The sequence below is a fragment of the Paraburkholderia sp. SOS3 genome (assembly GCF_001922345.1).
In the GTDB taxonomy this organism is placed as follows: Bacteria; Pseudomonadota; Gammaproteobacteria; order Burkholderiales; family Burkholderiaceae; genus Paraburkholderia.
The window spans coordinates 2,909,999-2,928,336 of record NZ_CP018811.1; the positions used below are offsets into that span (position 1 = coordinate 2,909,999).

8 protein-coding genes are annotated in these 18,338 nt (G+C 65.5%); 6 read left to right on the forward strand and 2 right to left on the reverse strand.

The window, feature by feature from the left end:
* Positions 1-6 precede the first annotated feature (6 nt).
* The 3 genes from aat (at position 7) to BTO02_RS13060 (ending at position 2,881) form a co-directional block, all read left to right on the forward strand.
* Entirely contained in the window at positions 7-750 is a 744-nt protein-coding gene (gene aat / locus BTO02_RS13050) for a leucyl/phenylalanyl-tRNA--protein transferase (RefSeq protein ID WP_075157387.1), read from the forward strand.
* Positions 751-905: 155 nt separating this feature from the next.
* On the forward strand, positions 906-1,772 hold the full coding sequence (locus tag BTO02_RS13055; RefSeq protein ID WP_075157388.1) for an arginyltransferase: 867 nt from the start codon (positions 906-908) through the stop codon (positions 1,770-1,772).
* A 71-nt stretch (positions 1,773-1,843) separates the two neighbouring features.
* On the forward strand, positions 1,844-2,881 hold the full coding sequence (locus tag BTO02_RS13060) for a quinone-dependent dihydroorotate dehydrogenase (protein WP_075157389.1): 1,038 nt from the start codon (positions 1,844-1,846) through the stop codon (positions 2,879-2,881).
* A 124-nt stretch (positions 2,882-3,005) separates the two neighbouring features.
* On the opposite strand, the gene BTO02_RS13065 is transcribed toward BTO02_RS13060, so the two are convergent.
* Both BTO02_RS13065 and BTO02_RS13070 read right to left on the reverse strand, forming a co-directional pair.
* Positions 3,006-3,992 carry a Gfo/Idh/MocA family protein gene (locus BTO02_RS13065; protein ID WP_075157390.1) on the reverse strand — a complete coding sequence of 329 codons (987 nt, stop codon included), beginning with the start codon at positions 3,990-3,992 and terminating at the stop codon, positions 3,006-3,008.
* A gap of 94 nt (positions 3,993-4,086) precedes the next feature.
* The gene (locus tag BTO02_RS13070) at positions 4,087-4,803 is read right to left on the reverse strand and encodes a FadR/GntR family transcriptional regulator (protein ID WP_075157391.1); all 717 of its coding nucleotides are present in this window, start codon (positions 4,801-4,803) and stop codon (positions 4,087-4,089) included.
* A 1,265-nt stretch (positions 4,804-6,068) separates the two neighbouring features.
* On the opposite strand from BTO02_RS13070, the gene BTO02_RS13075 reads away from it, so the two are divergent.
* The 3 genes from BTO02_RS13075 to BTO02_RS13085 all read left to right on the forward strand — a co-directional run bounded on the left by BTO02_RS13075 (position 6,069) and on the right by BTO02_RS13085 (position 18,337).
* A complete protein-coding gene (locus BTO02_RS13075) occupies positions 6,069-6,803 on the forward strand; it encodes a Crp/Fnr family transcriptional regulator (RefSeq protein WP_075157392.1) in 735 nt (244 codons plus the stop codon).
* A gap of 334 nt (positions 6,804-7,137) precedes the next feature.
* On the forward strand, positions 7,138-7,845 hold the full coding sequence (locus BTO02_RS13080) for a 4'-phosphopantetheinyl transferase family protein (protein WP_075157393.1): 708 nt from the start codon (positions 7,138-7,140) through the stop codon (positions 7,843-7,845).
* Between the two features lie 433 nt (positions 7,846-8,278).
* Positions 8,279-18,337 (forward strand): hybrid non-ribosomal peptide synthetase/type I polyketide synthase, encoded by a 10,059-nt coding sequence (locus BTO02_RS13085; protein WP_075157394.1) that lies wholly within the window; start codon positions 8,279-8,281, stop codon positions 18,335-18,337.
* Position 18,338 lies beyond the last annotated feature (1 nt).

The window sequence follows — 18,338 nt, forward strand, 5'->3', positions numbered from 1 at the left end:
GGCCGCATGGTCCCCTGGCTTGGCCCCGACGACCCGTTTCCCTCCGTCGAGCGCGCGCTCGGCGAGACGAGCGGCGCGCCAGGCCTGCTCGCCGCGAGTGCCGATCTGCTGCCGTCGCGCCTTATCGATGCGTACCGCCGCGGCATCTTCCCGTGGTACTCGGACGGTCAACCGGTGCTGTGGTGGAGTCCCGACCCGCGGATGATCCTGCGGCCGCGCGAATTCAAAGTGTCGCCGTCGCTTCGCAAGACGCTCAAGCGCGTCGTGCGCGACGACACATGGGAAGTGCGCGTCGATCACGACTTCGCGGCCGTGATGCGCGCCTGTGCGCAGGCGCCGCGCCGCGGGCAGCGCGGCACATGGATCACCGCCGATGTGATCGATGCCTATACCTCGCTGCACCGGCGCGGGGATGCACACAGCATCGAGACCTGGCGCGACGGCATGCGTGTCGGCGGATTGTATGGCGTGTCGTTCGGCCGGATGTTCTTCGGCGAATCGATGTTTGCCGAAGCGACCGATGCATCGAAAATAGCGCTGGCCGCACTCGTCGCGCACTTGCAACGCCATGAAATAGAAATGATAGACTGCCAGCAGAATACGTCGCATCTGGCGTCGCTGGGCGGCCGCGAGATCGCGCGCAAGGCGTTTGTCGCGCATGTCCGCGCATCGGTCGATGGGCCGCCGATTCCCTGGCGCTTCGACAAATCGGTGCTGCTCGATCTCACGCGCCGCGAAGCGAATTCGTGACACGAAGTCGTGACACGAATTCATGAGGCAAATCGAGCCGCCACTCAGCGCCGCCGAACAGCGCAATCCGGTGCAACTGAAACACCGATGCGAAGAACACCCCGGCCCGCAATTGCGGACGTGCCCGTGATAGAGACGCTTCGAGAGCTGCCAACGTGACTCACCCGAACGAGCTGCCGCTTTCACCGCTTTCCGCGCTGCAATTTTATGCAACGGCGCCATATCCCTGCAGCTACCTGGAAGGGCGCATCGCGCGCTCGCAGGTCGCGACGCCGAGCCACCTGATCAATTCCGACGTCTACACCGATCTCGTCAAGGCAGGCTTTCGCCGCTCCGGCGTATTTACCTATCGGCCCTACTGCGACGGCTGCCGCGCCTGCATTCCCGTGCGCGTGCCGGTCGAGCGGTTTGCGCCGAACCGCACACAGCGGCGTATCGGCAAGCTGCACAGCGGGCTCGTCGCAAAAGTCACGCCGCTTCACTACGACGAAGAGCACTACGCGCTCTATATGCGCTATCAGTCGGCGCGTCACGCGGGCGGCGGCATGGACCGCGACAGCCGCGACCAGTACGAGCAGTTTCTGCTGCAAAGCAGGATCAACTCCCGGCTCGTCGAGTTCCGCGAACCGGCGCCGGACCAGGGCGGATACCCGGGCGCGGGACAACCGGGCACGAACCCGCCCGAAGCGGGCCGCCAGGGCGCGCTGCGCATGATCAGCATGATCGACATCCTCGGTGACGGACTCTCCTCGGTCTATACGTTTTTCGATCCGGATCAGCCGCGCAGCAGCTTCGGCACTTACAACATTCTGTGGCAGATCGAGCAGGCAAAGAGCCTGCATCTGCCGTTCGTCTATCTCGGCTACTGGATCCGCGAAAGCCCGAAGATGGCGTACAAGTCGAACTATCGGCCGCTCGAAGGACTCGTCGACGGCAACTGGAAAGTGCTCGATCCTTCGAATCCGCTCGAGTCGGCCATCGATGCCGCGACACACGGCCGCCGCGGCCCGGTCTACCTGTAGACTGCCGTGCCCGAAAGCGCCCGGCGCGTTGTCGTAAAATAGCGGGTTACCATCTCCAGCGCCGCCCTTTCGTGTTCAGTTCCCTTTACCCGCTCGTACGCGCCCAACTCTTTCGCATGGACGCGGAAGATGCCCACCATCTGACGCTTCGCATGCTCGGCGCCGCCGGCCGCACCGGCATGGCGAGCGCGCTCGCCGCGCGCGTGCCCGACGCGCCGCGCACCGTGATGGGCCTCGAATTTCGCAATCCCGTCGGTCTCGCGGCAGGTCTCGACAAGGATGGCGCATGCATCGACGGACTTGCCGCGCTGGGTTTCGGCTTTATCGAAGTCGGCACCGTCACGCCGCGTGCGCAGCCGGGCAATCCGCGGCCGCGCATGTTCCGGCTGCCGCAGGCAAACGCGCTGATCAACCGCATGGGGTTCAACAACGCCGGCGTCGATCAGTTCGTGAAGAACGTGCAAGCCGCTCGCTATCGCGGCGTGCTGGGCCTGAACATCGGCAAGAACGCCGACACGCCGATCGAGCGCGCTGCGGAAGATTATCTTTACTGTCTCGAGCGCGTGTACCCGTTCGCGAGCTATGTGACGATCAACATCTCTTCGCCGAATACGAAGAACCTGCGCCAGTTGCAGGGCGCGGGCGAACTGGACCAACTGCTCGCTGCGCTGAAGGACAAGCAGCAGCGCCTCGCCGATCTGCACGGCAAGCTCGTCCCGCTCGCGCTGAAAATTGCGCCGGATCTCGACGACGAGCAGATCAGGTCGATTGCCGATACCCTGCTGCGCCATAAGATCGAAGGCGTGATCGCGACCAACACCACGCTCTCGCGCAGCGCGGTCGCCGGACTGCCGCACGCCGACGAGGCCGGCGGCCTGTCAGGCAAGCCGGTGTTCGACGCCTCGAATCAGGTGATCCGCAAATTGCGCAGCGAACTCGGCGACGCGCTGCCGATTATCGGCGTCGGCGGCATTTTCTCGGGCGCCGACGCGCTCGCGAAGATCGCGGCCGGCGCATCGCTCGTGCAGTTGTACACGGGCTTCGTTTATCGCGGGCCGTCGCTCGTCGCCGAGTGTGCGGACGCGTTGGCGCGAGTACACGCCGCGTAGCGCGGCAGCGAACGCGTCGCATCGGCCCGCGCGCTGCTCGCGCCGATCTGCATCGCCGGCTCGCTTGCCACGCTCGCTTGCCACGCTCGCTTGCCACGCTTATTCGCGCCGCTTGTTCACCCGCTCACTCCCCCGCAAAGCGCAATCCAAGCGCTTCGCGCGCCGCATCGGCCATCGCGATCATATGGCGCGACGTCGCGTGCGGCATCACCGGGCTTTCCAGTTGCCCCGCGCGGATCAGTTCGCAGAAGTGCGCGGTCTCGTAGTTGAGCCCGCCGCCCTCGAACGGCGCGTCCAGCTCGACGACCCGCCCATCGACATAACGTACGGTCGCCCGCACCGGATTCCACCAGTTCTCGTGAATCGTCACGTGGCCATGGCTTGCCGCGATAAACGCATCGCCCTTGCCGTGCAGATCGAGGCCGCAGAACAGTTGCGCGATACCGCGCTCGTGCCGGCAATTGAGGCTCGCGAACGTATCGACGCCGGTCGGCCCGAGGCGCCCGAGCGTCTGCACGTCGAGCGGCGCGCCGAGCCAGTCGACCGCGAGAAAGAGCTCATAGATGCCGATATCGAGCAGCGCGCCGCCCGCATGTTCGAATGAAAAGGCCGGATGATCGGCCGGCGCATTCGCAATCGAACAGCCGGCGCGCACCAGGCCCACCTCGCCGATCGGGTCTGCCGCAAGCTGCGCGCGCAGCTTGCGATAGAGCGGATAGAACGGCGGCTTCATCGCCTCCATGAACAGCCGCCGGGCGTCGCGCGCGGCGCGCAAGACGTCGTCGAGTTGCGCCGCGTTGATCGTCGCGGGCTTCTCGCACAGCACATGACGCCCTGCCCGCAGCGCCGCGTGCGCATATTGCGCGTGGCTGTCCTGCAGCGTGGCGATGTAGACGGCGTCGATATCGCTGTCGAGCAATGCGTCGAGGCTCGCGCACGGCACGCAAACCGCGCCGCCGTATTCCCGCGCAAACGCTTCAGTCGCCTCGGCGCGCCGCGACCATAGCGCGCCCAGCTCGGCGCCCGGCACGAAGGCCAGGCTCTGTGCGAAGCGCTGTGCAATACGCCCCGCGCCCACGATGCCCCAGCGAACGACAGTTTCGTGACTCATCGGTTGTTCGGATCCGGTCCGGTTGTGCGAAAGCGCTATTGTCGCGCACGCGCGGACGATTACCGAACCGGTCAGCCGGGACGGGACCTCTTCGTCACTCGTGCCTGCCGTTCGGCGCTTTCCTGTCGCCCATCTCGTCAGCCGCGAACTCGATCAGGTCGCGCGAGGCCGCCTCGGCTTCGGCCGCATCGTGACGCTCGATCGCTTCGACCACACGCGTGTGCTTGCGGATCACCTCGTCCCACACCGCCTGGTCCGCGTTCACGAACTGGGTCGATGCCGATAAGGCGCCACGCACGATCGCAGCCATCTGCTGGAAGAACTGGTTGCCACTGGCAATGACTATCCGCGTGTGCAACAGTTCGTCGGCCGCCTGGTGACCCGGGTCGTCCGGCCGCATGACGCGAAAGCTCTCGAACGCCTCGCGGATCGCCGCGATATCCGCCGCGTTGCCGCGTTTGGCCGCCTGAGCGGACGCGCGCGGCTCGATCAGCATCCTGAACTCGATCACGTCGCGCAGGAACTCGGGATCGGGCTTCGCGCGAAACCGCCAGCTCACGACGTCTTCGTCGATCATCCGCCAGTCGCGCATCGGCCTGATGCGCGTGCCGATCTTCGGACGCACATCGAGCATGTGACGGGCGAGCAGCATCGACAGCGCCTCGCGCATCACGGTGCGGCTCACGTCGAACTCTTTCGACAGCACGTCTTGCGGAGGCAATACAGCACCGTATTTTTCTTCGACGATCCCCGTAACGAGACCGTCCATTACCTTGCTGACGAGCGACCGCTCCTTCGTTGCCTGTTCCATATCTTTCTCCCCGACTCGGCGTTTGGTACCCGTTGATCACGCGCTTCATGTGCCTGTAGTCGTACTTATTTCGACACGTTGCTTGCTTCGATACGCATGCGCCAGTTAGGAAACTTCCTAACAGGGTTATCCCTCTTACGAATTGTTTCGTTCGTGCAACGCGAGATGAAGCGAAGCACGCCTGGCCGCGATACCACATACGCCGAGCTGGAAATTTTGCATTGCCTGGCGTCCCCGACAGCAAACTTATGCAGTACCCGCAATCGATTGGAACAGACGATTAACCGCAAATTCTGTGCGAGGGAACACACAGCCAAACGTGATTGCTCGTACAACACACGTAACGTGTGACGTATTTCTCTTCGCGCTGTGCATGCGCGCGAATCGGACACCAATCATGTGTTCACGGCGCGCCTGAAAGCCTCGCTCGCTATGCGCTACATACGCGACGTCCGGCGGCGGTAAATTCATTCGTTATCCTCGCTATTCATGAGATATATGCGCGACGAGGGCGCCAGAAGGCCGGGCGAAGAAGCGGAGCGGATACCGTCATTACTCTGTTTAAAGTTGACGATACAAGTGCGACACCGCACGTCCGGAAGTCTGCCGATACTGCCATCGGATGCGAACAGTGCGGTGCTGAACGGCGAATATTCGCATGCAGCCGCAAGATCGGCCCTGTGGTGTGCGTAGCGCCTCGTGTCACGCGCGTCGAGTGTCGGAGCGCGTCCAACAGCCGGATTTTTTCCGACGCGATAAGCGCAGTTCGCGCCGCTGTTGTGTTCGCCAGCGCACGCAAGCGATAGAACACAACTGAATCATTTCTGGCACAACCCGGTCGCGCGTGTAAAACCAGTTGAATCGCGTGTCGGGAGCGCGAGCGCACGCGTCCCACAACGCGAATGAAGTCAGATAAATCTAATATTATCAATCACTTGCATCAGACGAAATTAGATTTCGAAGGCTCTACTGGGCGCAGATTGCGTTTTACAGAATTGAAACAAAAACACACATTTCGCCCGGTCCAGGACGCCCGCCGCGCTCGTTGCATCGCATCAGCGCTCGTTGTGCGACCGGTTGGCATAGTCCTCGCTAAAAGTGAGGCGCAACACACATGCACGGACGCAAATGGCGCTTGACGCTCGACGCGCACCGCATTACGGGGCCGTTCCCGCCCCCTCGGCCGCCCGCCAGGCGGCGCAGCGCGAGGCGACGGAAACGGAATACAACAGAAGCCGCAAGCGGCTTCGATGCGAGGACCGATTATGCTCACCCTTCAATCCGATCTGCACGGCAACCACCTGCTCGGGGCTCTTCCGTCGCATGAGTGGCAGGCGCTGGCGCCCCATCTCGAACTCGTTCACCTGCGCGCCGAGCAACTGTTGTGCGACTCCGCGCAGCGCATTCACCATGTGTACTTTCCGACCACCGCGATCATCTCGATGCTCTCGACGATGGAAGACGGCGGCTCGGTCGAGATCGCCGCTGTGGGCCGCGAAGGGATGACGGGCGTACCGATTCTGACCGGCGGCGAAACGATGCCGAGCCGCGTGCAGGTGCAATCGGCCGGCTTCGCCTACCGCATGACCGCACAGTGCCTCAAGCAGCAGTTTGCGCGTTCGGACTTCCTGCGCCGCCTGATGCTGCTCTACATGCACGTGCTGCTCACGCAGGTCGCGCAAACGGCGGCGTGCAACCGGCACCATTCGCTGAACCAGCAGTTGTGCCGCTGGCTTCTCATCGAAGTGGACCGCACCGCGTCGAACGAGCTGACCGTCACGCAGCAGCTGATCGCGGACATGCTCGGCGTGCGCCGTGAAGGGATCACCGAAGCGGCCGGCAAGCTCCATAACGAAGGGCTCATTCATCACAGCCGCGGCCATATCAAGGTGCTCAACCGCGTGGGACTCGAAGCAAAGGCATGCGAATGCTACGGACTCGTGCGGCGCGAATTCGATCGTCTGCTGCCGCGTCTGCGCCAGGCCGAAGCGGTCAGCTGAGCGGGTCGCGACAAGACCGTCGCAGCGGGCCACCATGCGGGCCATCGCGTCGTAGCGGTTCAAAACAACGACAACAACAGTTCGACTTCCCAGGCACTGCGCGCCGCCTGGACGCACGCCGCCAGCGTGCGGGCGCGTGGATCGCCGCGTGGCAGCGCTTCTCGCAACAACGCAACAACAAATGAACGGGGAAACGGCGGGCCGCGGCCGCATGTGCGGCTCCTGCCTTGCCGGTCTGGCGCAGATGCCTGATCGCCGGCCACGTCGAATCACGTTGCGCACGCAACGTTTCACGACGCGAGATCGGGCCGCCGTCAGTTCAATCGAGGCTTCCATGTCTGCTTTGCTGACACCGCCATCCGCACACGAAGTGCATGTCTGGCAGTGGCATCTCGATGTCGGCGATGACGATATCGACCGGTACTGGCAAACGCTATCGACGCAGGAGCGCGAGCGCACCAACCAGTTCCGTTTCGACCGGCATCGCCGCCGTTACGTCGCAGGACGAGCCGAACTGAGGCGGCTGCTCGGCCGCTATCTCGGGTTGCCGCCGCACGCCGTCTCCATCGACTATGGTTCGGATGGCAAACCTTTCTGCACATCCGCGCCGCGTGGACGGCCGATCTGCTTCAACCTCAGTCATAGCGAGCATACGGCCGCGCTTGCCGTCTCGAGCGGTTTCGAAGTCGGCATCGATGTCGAGCATGTGCGCCCGATCGAGGCGTGCGTGCCGGTCGAAGTTTTTTCCTTTCGCGAACACGCGGAATTCATCGCATTGCCAGACGCGCAACAGCAAGCGGTCTTCTTCGAAAGCTGGGCGCGCAAAGAGGCCTGCCTGAAGGCGCTCGGCACCGGCTTCACCTTGCCACCCGATCATTTCGAATTCGATCTCTCTATTCGCGGCGATACCGTCCCGCGTTTTGTCGGCGGCGAAGCCGAAGAGGCGGCGCATTGGCGCATCGGCGACCTCTCTTTGAGTCCGACGTGCGCGGGAGCGGTGGCTGCGCGCTGCACCGACTGGTCGATTGTCAGGATGAATTGACCGCCGGCGCGTCGGCGCGTCGGCACGGCGGCGCACGCGACGGGATGCGTTCGAACCGGCCCACCGCGCGCGGCATTCACGGCCACGGCACTCACCACGTTGCTACATGAAAGCTTCGGGTAACCGCCCGGGTACGGTGGCCATTTTCAGCCCGCCATGCCGCGCTTCGTCCAACGCGGATAGACGCCCTGCGCACGGGCGTTCGCGGCTGTTGCGTTGTTGCATCGTTCGTGCGACGGCGTACGGATAGCGATGCCGCGGAAGACTAACTTTCACTTGCGGCGGATTTCGCGCTCGAGACACGGGGGTCGGGCGCGCAAAGGCTCCTGCCGCTTGCCTCCCGTGACCGCCGCCGTTGTGTGTGCTCGCTGCGCGCTTATCGCCAGACGTAGCCAGGTACAAGGCTTTCATCGAAATAATTGGAGAGCGGCAAATGTCACACAGAGATGGATTTCCAGGCGACACGCCGGGCTGGACCGCTCATGGACCTGGCGTCGCAGCGCGCTTCGATGCCGTATGTGCGGAATCTGGCCATCATCTTGCTGTGATCGACGCGACCGGTGACGAAACGTATGCCGCACTCGGCGTTCGCTCGGCCCGCATTGCAACGGTCCTGCGCGAAATGGGTCTTGCGCGCGGCGATCGTTGCGCGATCATGGTTCCGCGCAGCCGGGACACGCTCGCATTGATTCTTGCGATCCTGCGCCTCGATGCGGTCTATGTGCCGCTCGATCCGGCCTATCCGAAAGCGCAACTCGATTTCATCGTGGCCGATTGCGCGCCGAAGCTCGTCATCGCAGAAGCCGCGGCGCTCGCCAGCATCGGCGAGCTCGACGCAGCGATGGTCGATCTCGCCGATATCGTCGCCTCGTCGCAGGCAGCCGCTCCCGCTGCGCTCGCGACGTGCAATGCCGACGACCCTGCCTACGTCATGTACACATCGGGCTCGACCGGCAAGCCCAAGGGCGTGATCGTGCCGCATCGCGCGATTCTGCGCCTCGTGCGCGGCCAGAGCTTCGCCGCGCTGTCGGCAGGCACGCGCTTTCTCAATCTTGCGCCACTCGCGTTCGACGCAAGCACGCTCGAAATCTGGGGGCCGCTGCTGAACGGCGGTTGCGCCGCCATCATCAACGAGGTTCAGCCTTCGCTCGATACGATCGCCACCGAAATGGCACGGCTCGACGTCACGAGCGCGTGGCTGACGGCCGGCCTCTTCAACGCACTCGCCGACTATCGGCTCGAAGCGTTCATGCCGCTCAAGGAGGTGCTGACGGGCGGCGACGTGCTCTCGCCTGCGCACGTGCGCAAGGTCATGCAGGCGCATCCGGGCCTGCAGATCGTGAATGGCTACGGCCCGACCGAGAACACGACCTTCACCTGCTGCTACCGCATTCCGCGCGACGGCGACGCCCTCGCAAACGGCGAGGCCGTTCCGATCGGCGACGCGATCGCCGGCACGCGCGTCTACATCGTCGACGACAAGCTTGCGCCCGTGGTCGACGGGGAAATCGGCGAGCTCGTCACGGGCGGCGACGGCGTGGCGCTCGGCTACCTGAATCGCAGCGAACTGACGACGGAAAAATTCATCGACGATGTGTTCGCGCCCGGCGGCAAGCTCTATCGCACCGGCGACCTGGTCCGGCGGCGCCCCGACGGCGCCATCGATTTCCTCGGCCGCAACGACCGTCAGATCAAGATCGCCGGCAAGCGCATCGAACTCGACGAGATCGAGCATGCGCTGCGTGCGGCGCCCGGCGTCGCCGATGCGGCCGTGGCCGCATTCGAAGGCCGCCGGGGCAAGTCCATCGCGGGCTTCGTGAAGGCCGGCGCCGCCGATGCCAACGCTGCGACCGTCTTCGTCGACGGTCTGCGCGCCCATCTCAAGGCTGTGGTACCCGACTACATGGTGCCGGCGGAACTGCGTGTCCTCGCGGAGTTTCCGCTGACGCCGAACGGCAAGGTCGACCGCAAAGCGCTGCTCGCGAGCCTCGATACGCCTGCCGCCGCACCAGCGGCACCGGCGGACGACGATGCGGCGGACCACGATTTCGCCGGCAGGCTCGCATCCGTGTTCGAAGGATTGCTCGGCCACCCCGTCGAGCGCCGCTCGAACTTCTTCGATCTCGGATTGCGCTCGCTCGATCTGATGCGCGCGCACGCGATCATCGTGCGAGACGTGGCGGCGAACGTCGCGCTCGTCGATCTGTTCCGGCATCCGAATGTCGAGGCGCTGGCCGCCCATCTGCGCACCACGCTCGAGTTGAACAGCAATGAAACATTCCAGCGCAGCCGACATACGCGCGGCAGCGCACACAGCGGCGCGATCGCCGTGATCGGCATGTCCGGACGATTTCCCGGCGCACGCGATGTCGCCGGACTGTGGGCCAATATCCTGGCGGGCCGCGACTGCATCACGCGTTTCGACGTCACCGAGCTCGAAGACACGTTCGACGAACGTTCACGCCGCGAAGCGCATTACGTGAAGGCGCGGCCGATCCTCGCCGACGTCGACCGCTTCGATGCGGGCTTTTTCGGCGTGCTGTCGCGCGAGGCGGCGCTGACCGATCCGCAACAGCGCCTGTTCCTCGAGATCGCGTGGGAAGCATTCGAAGACGCCGGCTATGACCCGGCCACGATCGCCGGTGCAGTCGGCGTGTTCGCCGGCACGTCGATGAACACGTATTTCCTCAAGCATGTGCTGTCCGATCGTGGCGTCATCGACGAATTCACGAGCCAGTTCCAGATCGGCGAGTATCAGAAGCTGGTCGGCGCCGGCGATTTCGTCGCAACGCGCACCGCGTACAAGCTCGGCCTCACGGGGCCCGCCGTTTCGGTACAGACCGCATGCTCGACCTCGATGACCGCGATCGGCATGGCCGTCGAGAATCTTCGCTCGGGACGTTGCGACATGGCGCTGGCCGGCGGCGTATCGGTCACGTTCCCGCAAAAGCGCGGCTACTTCTACGAGGAAGGCGGAATGGGCTCGCCCGACGGCGTGTGCCGCCCGTTCGATGCCAACGCGCAAGGCACGGTGTTCGGCTGCGGCGCCGGCGTCGTCCTGCTCAAGCGTCTCGAGGACGCGCTCGCCGACGCAGATTCGATCTATGCGGTGATCCGCGGTGTCGGCATCAACAACGACGGCGCCGACAAGGTCGGCTTCACTGCACCGAGCGTCGATGCGCAGGCGCGCGCGATTGCGATCGCGCACGCCGAAGCCGGCATCGATCCGGCCTCGATCGGCTATATCGAGGCCCACGGCACCGCGACGCCGCTTGGCGACCCGATCGAATTCGCCGGCCTCGTGCAGGCGTTTCGCCTCGGCGGCGTCGAAGGCGGCCAGTACTGCGCGCTCGGTTCGGCCAAGGCCAACGTCGGACATCTCGACGCGGCCGCCGGCGTGACCGGATTTATCGCGGCGTCGCTCGCGCTGCGCGACCGCGTCTTGCCGCCGCTGCTGCATTTCGGCACGCCGAATCCGGCCATCGATGTCGCGAACAGCCCGTTCTTCTTCAACACGGCAGCGCGTCCGTGGGCCGATGGCCCGACGCCGCGCCGGGCCGGCGTCAGTTCGTTCGGCGTCGGCGGCACCAACGTCCATGTGCTGCTCGAGGAAGCACCCCGCCCTGTCGATGCATGCATGCGCGCATCCGAATCGGGTCTGCAGATCCTGCCGCTGTCGGCACGCAGCGCGGCCGCGCTCGAACGCGCGAAGGCCAATCTCGCGCAGCACCTCGCAACGCATCCCGGGCTCTCGCTCGCCGACGTGGCCACGACACTGCAAACGGGCCGCCGTGCTTTCCCGCGCCGCGCCGTCGTGATCGCCGACAGCGTCGAGCAGGCGCAGGCCAGACTCGGCAAAGGCGCAATCGAAGCGCAGGCGCCGCAGGCCGCCCCTGCGGTCGTTTTCATGTTTCCGGGACAGGGCGCGCAGTATCCGGGCATGGGCGACGCACTCTACCGCAGCGAGCCCGTCTATCGCCACTGGATCGATAAGGGTGCCGAAGCATTGGCCGCGCATGTCGGTCTCGATATCAGGACCCTGCTCTTCAGCGAGACGCCCGAAGGCGACGATACGCCGCACCCGATCCGTTCGACGATCTACGCGCAGCCCGCGCTGTTCCTCGTCGAATATGCGCTCGCGCAACTGTGGATCTCGCGCGGCATCAAGCCGGCCGCGATGATCGGCCATAGCGTCGGCGAGCTCGTCGCGGCCTGCGTGGCCGAAGCGATCTCGTTCGAGGACGCGCTGTATCTGATCGCGCGGCGCGGTGCGCTCATGCAATCGGCCGAGCCGGGCGCGATGCTGGTCGTGCGCCTGCCCGAGGCCGAACTCGTGCCCGTGCTGCCCGACGACGTCGACCTTGCGGCCATCAACGCGCCGTCGCTGAGCGTCGTGGCGGGTCCGTTCGCGGCCATCGAAGCGTTCGAGGCACAGCTCAAGGCGAGCGACATCGAGCATCGCCGGCTGCACACGTCGCATGCGTTTCACTCGCGCATGATGTCAGGCGTCGTCGACGATCTCGCCAAAGTCGCCGATACGCTCGCCTTCGCACCGCCGAAAATTCCGTATGTGTCGTCGGTCACCGGACAGTGGGCATCGATGGACGAGCCCGTGCAAGGACATTACTGGGCGAGCCACTGCCGCAACGTCGTGCGCTTCAGCGACGCACTGGCCACGGTGACGGGAGAAAGCAAGCCGCTCCTGCTCGAAATCGGCCCCGGCCGGACGCTGTCGACGTTCGTCATGCAGGGCTTGCCCAAAGACCGCCATCAAGGCGCGATTGCCTCGCTGCCCGACTTCGCCACGCGCGAGCGCGAACTTGCGGTGCTTGCCGAGGCGACCGGGCGGCTGTGGCTGAACGGCGTCACGCCAGACTGGAAAACAGTCCAGACCGCAGGCGCGCGCCGCATCTCGCTGCCCACGTATCCATTCGAACCGGAACGGCATTGGATCGATGCCCCGGCCACCGCTTCTTCACGTCAACCGGTAACGACCGCCGCGGCAACGACCGCAGCGGCGATTGCCGCTCCCGCATCAGCCGACGCAATCACCGAGACCGCCCAGACCGCCATGTCCCAGACCGTTCAAATCGACCGCAAACCGCGCCTTATCGCCGAACTCGCTTCACTGCTTGCCGAGATGTCCGGCGAGGCGCCCGATACGTCCAATCCTGACGTGACCTTCTGGGATCTCGGTTACGACTCCCTGTTCATGGGGCAAGTCTCGCGGCAACTGCGGCGCCGCTACGACGTGACGATCAGCTTCCGGCAGATCATGAGCGACTATCCGACGCTGCCGACGCTCGCGCAGTTCCTCGATGGCGCGTTGCCGCCCGATCCGGAGCAGCCGGCGGTGGCCGCAGCTCCTGCCGCAACCGAAGCCGCGGCCGCCGCTGCGCCGTTCGCCATTGCAGCAGCGGCTGCGCCTGTCGCGACCGCACCGGCCGCCATGGTCGCGTCGTCCGCCCCAACGACGGCCGCGCCGTTCGCCTCGGTCCCGGCCACGGGGGAAATCCAGTCCGTGTTTCGCGACCAGCTTGCCGCGATGCAGTCGCTGATGTCGCGTCAGCTCGAGTTGCTGCAAGGCGCGCCGCTGGCCGCCCCGCAGCCCGTAGCGGCCATTCGGGCGTCCGCGCCGGGCGCCGTGCCCGCATCGACCGCCGCGCCGGCTGCGGCGGCCGCCCTGCCCGCACCTGCTGCACCTGCCGCGCCCGCTGCGGCCCCTGGCCGCGCCGCCGGCCCCGAAATCAGATTCGACGAAAACCGGCCGTCGCGCTTCGCCGCCTACAAGCCTGGCGCAACGAGCTCCGCCCAGATGACGGACGGACAAAAGGCGTTCATCGAGGACCTGTCCGCGCGCTACTCGGCAAAAACGCCGACCTCCAAGGCCCGCACGCAGTCGTATCGCGCCGTGCTGGCCGATCCGCGCACCGCGAGCGGCTTTCGCGAGGAATGGAAGGAACTCGTCTATCCGATCGTCGCCCAGCGTTCCAAAGGCTCGAAAATCTGGGATGTCGACGGCAACGAATACATCGATCTCGTCAACGGCTACGGACAAACCGCGTTCGGCCATACGCCCGATTTCGTCGTCGACGCCGTCAACGCGCAGATGCAGGAAGGTTTCGCGATCGGCCCGCAATCGCCGCTCGCGGGCGAAGTCGCGCGCATGTTCGCCGAGATCACGGGGCATCAGCGCGTCACCTTCTGCAATACGGGTTCCGAAGCCGTGATGGCCGCGATGCGCCTTGCACGTACGGTCACCGGCAAGGAAAAAGTAGTCTGCTTCGACGGCGACTACCACGGTCAGTTCGACGAAGTGCTCGTCAAGCCGGGCAGCGAAGCCGGTGTGCCGCGCGCGTTCCCGATCGCCCCGGGCATTCCGCAGCACTCCGTCGGCAACATGGTCGTGCTGCCGTATGCGCGGCCCGAAAGCCTCGAGTGGATCAAGGCCAACATCGACGACATCGCCGCGGTGCTGATCGAGCCCGTGCAATCGCGACATCCGAACCTGCGTCCCAAGGAATTCGTGCAGCAGCTGCGCGACGTCACGGCGGCCAATGAGTCGGCGCTGATCGTCGACGAGGTCGTGACGGGCTTTCGCGTCCACCCGGCCGGCATGCAAGGCTACTGGGGCATCAAGGGCGACATGGCGACCTACGGCAAGGTGGTCGGCGGCGGCCTGCCCGTCGGCGTGCTCGCGGGCAGCGCCCAGTATATGGACGCGCTCGACGGCGGCCAGTGGCAATTCGGCGATGCTTCGGTACCCGAAGTACCGCCGACTTTCTTTGCCGGCACGTTCGTGCGCCATCCGCTCGTGCTCGCCGCCATGAAGTCCGTGCTGCTGCATCTGAAGGAAGCCGGCCCGGCGTTGCAGGAATCGTTGAGCGGCCGCATGGCCGGCCTCGTGCAACGCATCAATGCGCATCTGGAGAAGGTCGGCATCGCCACGCGGGCCGAAACGTTCTCGAGCTGGTTCTATGTCAGCTTCGCCGGCGAAGACCGCCTCGGCAGTCTGTTCTACGCGTACATGCGCTACCTCGGCGTCCACATCATGGAAGGCTTCCCGTGCTTCCTGACGACGAGCCATTCGGACGAGGACATCCGTAGAATCGGCGACGCCTTCGTCGCAAGCATCGACGCACTGCAGCGCGTGGGCATTCTCGGCGGCACGCATGAAAGCGCCGCTGTCGCGGCGCCGGCCCCGGCGCAGCCGCACGCACGGCCGCAGCCGCAGCAACCGCAGCAGCCGCAACTCACGCAGTCGCCGCTGACCGAACCGCAGAAGGAAATCTGGATGTCGGCCCAGGTCGGCGACGAAGCCTCGCTCGCGTTCAACGAGTCGTTCACGCTCGAATTGATGGGCAATCTGGACGAAGCCGCGTTCGAACGCGCGTTCGCCGCCACCGTGGCGCGTCACGATGCGTTGCGCGTTCGCTTCTCGCGTATCGGCGACACGATGTTCGCCGATGCGGCGGCGAGCGTGCCGCTCGTCCATATCGATCTGTCGGGCCACGCCGACGCGGCCGCGGAACTCAAGGCCCTCGTCGACGGCGAAGCGCGCGAACCGTTCGATCTCACGGTCGCGCCGCTCGCGCGCGCCGCGCTGATCCGTCTCGATGCGCAGAAGTGGGCGTTCGTCTTCACCGCTCATCACATCGTGTGCGACGGATGGTCGATCAACATCATCCTGCGCGATCTGCAAGCGCTCTATTCGGCCGAGGTGTCGGGCAAAGAAGCCGAGCTCGACGAGGTGCAAAGCTTCCTTGCCTTCGCCAAAGCGCAGGACGAGGCCGGCGTCGACGCGGCCACGCGCGAGTTCTGGCTGAATCTGCATCGCGACCCCGCGCCGCAGGCCGACTTGCCCGGCGATCGGCCGCGCCCCGAGATCAAGAGCTTCAGCGGCGCATCGACGACGCGCCACATCGGCGCCGATCTTCTGAAGCAGGTGAAGACCGCTGCGTCGAAACAGGGCTGCTCGCTATTCGCCGCGCTGTTCGGCGCGGCCCAGGTGCTGTTCGGGCGTCTGTCGGGCAACGACGATGTCGTGATCGCCGCGCCGATGGCGGGCCAGTCGCAGGCCGGCGAAGCGCTGCTCGTCGGGCACTGCGTCAACTTCCTGCCGCTGCGCGTGCGATTCGACCGCGACCAGCCGTTCGCCGCGCATATGAAGGCGGTGCGCGATCATCTGTTCGACGCCGGCGACCGGCAGAACTACACATATGGCGCGCTCGTACGCGACCTCGGCATCAAGCGCGATCTGAACCGGCTGCCGCTGACCGACCTGCAGTTCAATCTCGAGAAAGTCGACGCACAGCTCGAGATGGCCGGCGGCGTCACCACGCGCTTCGCGCCGAACGCCAAGGCGTTCAGCAACTTCGATCTGTTCCTCAACGTGATCGAATCGGCGCAGGGGCTTCGTCTCGATTGCGACTTCAACACCGACGTCTATGACGAAACGACGATCCAGCGTTGGCTCGGCCACTATGAAACCTTGCTCGGCGCGATCGCGCGGAATCCCGAAGCGACCGTGGCCGCGCTGCCGCTGCTGAACGAAGACGAGATCCGTCACCTTCGCGACGAACTGAACGCGTCCGAACGCGCCTACGATCTGTCGCGGACCACGCCCGCGATGATCGCCTCGCAGGCGCGCCAAACGCCCAATGCGATGGCCGTATCGGATGAAACGGTGCGCCTCACTTATGGCGAACTCGACGAATACGCGAACCGCATCGCGCGTCGGCTCGTGGCGGCGGGCATCGCGCCGCATGGGCGCATCGCCGTCGCGATGGACCGCACGGTGATGACGGTGGCCGCGATGATCGGCGTGTGGCGAGCGGGCTGCGCCTATGTGCCGCTCGACATGACGATGCCGCCCGCGCGTCTGCGCCAGATTCTCGACGGCGCCGGCATCGCCGCGATCGTCAGCGACGCTGCAAGCCGGAATGTGCTCGAAGCGGGCGCGCATCGCGTGCTGGAGGTCGAATTGCTGCTTGCGCAAGGCGACCACGAGCCCGTGCGGCTGCCGGTCGTGCCGGACGCCGATCCGGCCTATGTGATCTTCACCTCGGGCTCGACAGGCCAACCGAAGGGCGTGGAAATTCCGCACCGCGCATTGAGCAACTTCCTGCTGTCGATGGCGCAGACGCCGGGCTTCACGGCCAGCGATCGCATCGTCGCGGTCACGACGTTCTCGTTCGATATTTCCGGTCTCGAGCTGTTCCTGCCGCTTGTCGTCGGCGGGCAGACCTTTATCGCAGGCCACACGGAAGTGCGCACCGGCTATGAGCTCGTGACGCGCCTGAAGGAGCAGTCCGCCACCGTTCTGCAAGCGACGCCGTCGCTGTGGCGCATGCTGCTCGAGGCCGGCTTCCAGGCGCCGCGCGGCTTCAAGATTCTGTGCGGCGGCGAAGCGCTGCCGCGCGATCTCGCAGACGCGCTGCTTGCGACAGGCGCCCAGGTGTGGAACCTCTATGGCCCGACCGAGACGACGATCTGGTCTTCCGCCTCGCGCGTCGAAGCGAACGGCCCGGTGGTGATCGGCGCGCCGCTCGCCAACACGCAACTGCATGTGCTGACCGACGACCTGCGTCTCGCGCCGCAAGGCGTGAGCGGCGAACTGTGGATCGGCGGCGAAGGCCTCGCCAACGGCTATTTCAATCGCCCTGATCTCACCGATGCCGCGTTCCGATCGGTGGCGATCGAGGGCGCCGCGCCGTGCCGCCTCTATCGTACGGGCGACCTCGCGAGGCGGCTTGCCGACGGTTCGCTGCAACATCTCGGCCGGCGCGACCAGCAAATCAAACTGCGTGGCTTTCGCATCGAGATCGAGGATATCGAAGCGGCATTGCGCAAAGCGCCGAGCGTGGCCGCAGCCGCCGTCGCACTGCATACCGTGAGCGGCAGTCCTCGCCTCGTGGGCTACATCGTCGAGGCCGTCGCGGGCAAGACCGACCAGGGCGCGGTCGCGGCCCACGTTGCCGCGCAGTTGCCGGCCTACATGGTGCCCACGCTGTGGATGACGCTCGACGCGCTGCCGCAGACCGGCAACGGCAAGCTCGACCGCAAGGCGCTGCCCGTGCCGACCGCGGACATGGTGGCCGCCCCCGTGCGCCAGCCGCAAGCCGCGCTCAAGGCGGTTGCGCAAATCACCGTGCCCGCCGAACGCGCGGCCGCGCCGATCGAGCCTGCTGCCATGACGCCTACCGAGGCCACGCTCGCGGCGATCTGGGGCGACGTGCTCGGCCTGCAGCACGTCGGCACCGACCAGCAGTTCTTCAGCCTCGGTGCAGACAGTCTGCAGCTGTTTCGCATCGTCGCGCGGATGAACGAGCGCGGCCTCGGCGTCGATGCGCGTCAGCTGATGAAGAACGTGACGATCGCCGAACTGGCGGCGAGCCTCGACGGCACGCAGGCGCAGACGCTGATCGAAGTCCCGGCCGTGGCACGGCCCTCGATCCTCAACTTCAAGCGCAGGAATGCAGGAGGACTGTGAG

Bases quoted from the DNA above. Each gene is read 5' to 3' on its own strand.
- aat (WP_075157387.1), top strand. From the start codon at position 7: ATGGTCCCCTGGCTTGGCCCCGACGACCCGTTTCCCTCCGTCGAGCGC.
- BTO02_RS13065 (WP_075157390.1), bottom strand. From the start codon at position 3,992: ATGAGTCACGAAACTGTCGTTCGCTGGGGCATCGTGGGCGCGGGGCGT.
- BTO02_RS13070 (WP_075157391.1), bottom strand. From the start codon at position 4,803: ATGGAACAGGCAACGAAGGAGCGGTCGCTCGTCAGCAAGGTAATGGAC.
- BTO02_RS13075 (WP_075157392.1), top strand. From the start codon at position 6,069: ATGCTCACCCTTCAATCCGATCTGCACGGCAACCACCTGCTCGGGGCT.
- BTO02_RS13080 (WP_075157393.1), top strand. From the start codon at position 7,138: ATGTCTGCTTTGCTGACACCGCCATCCGCACACGAAGTGCATGTCTGG.
- BTO02_RS13085 (WP_075157394.1), top strand. From the start codon at position 8,279: ATGTCACACAGAGATGGATTTCCAGGCGACACGCCGGGCTGGACCGCT.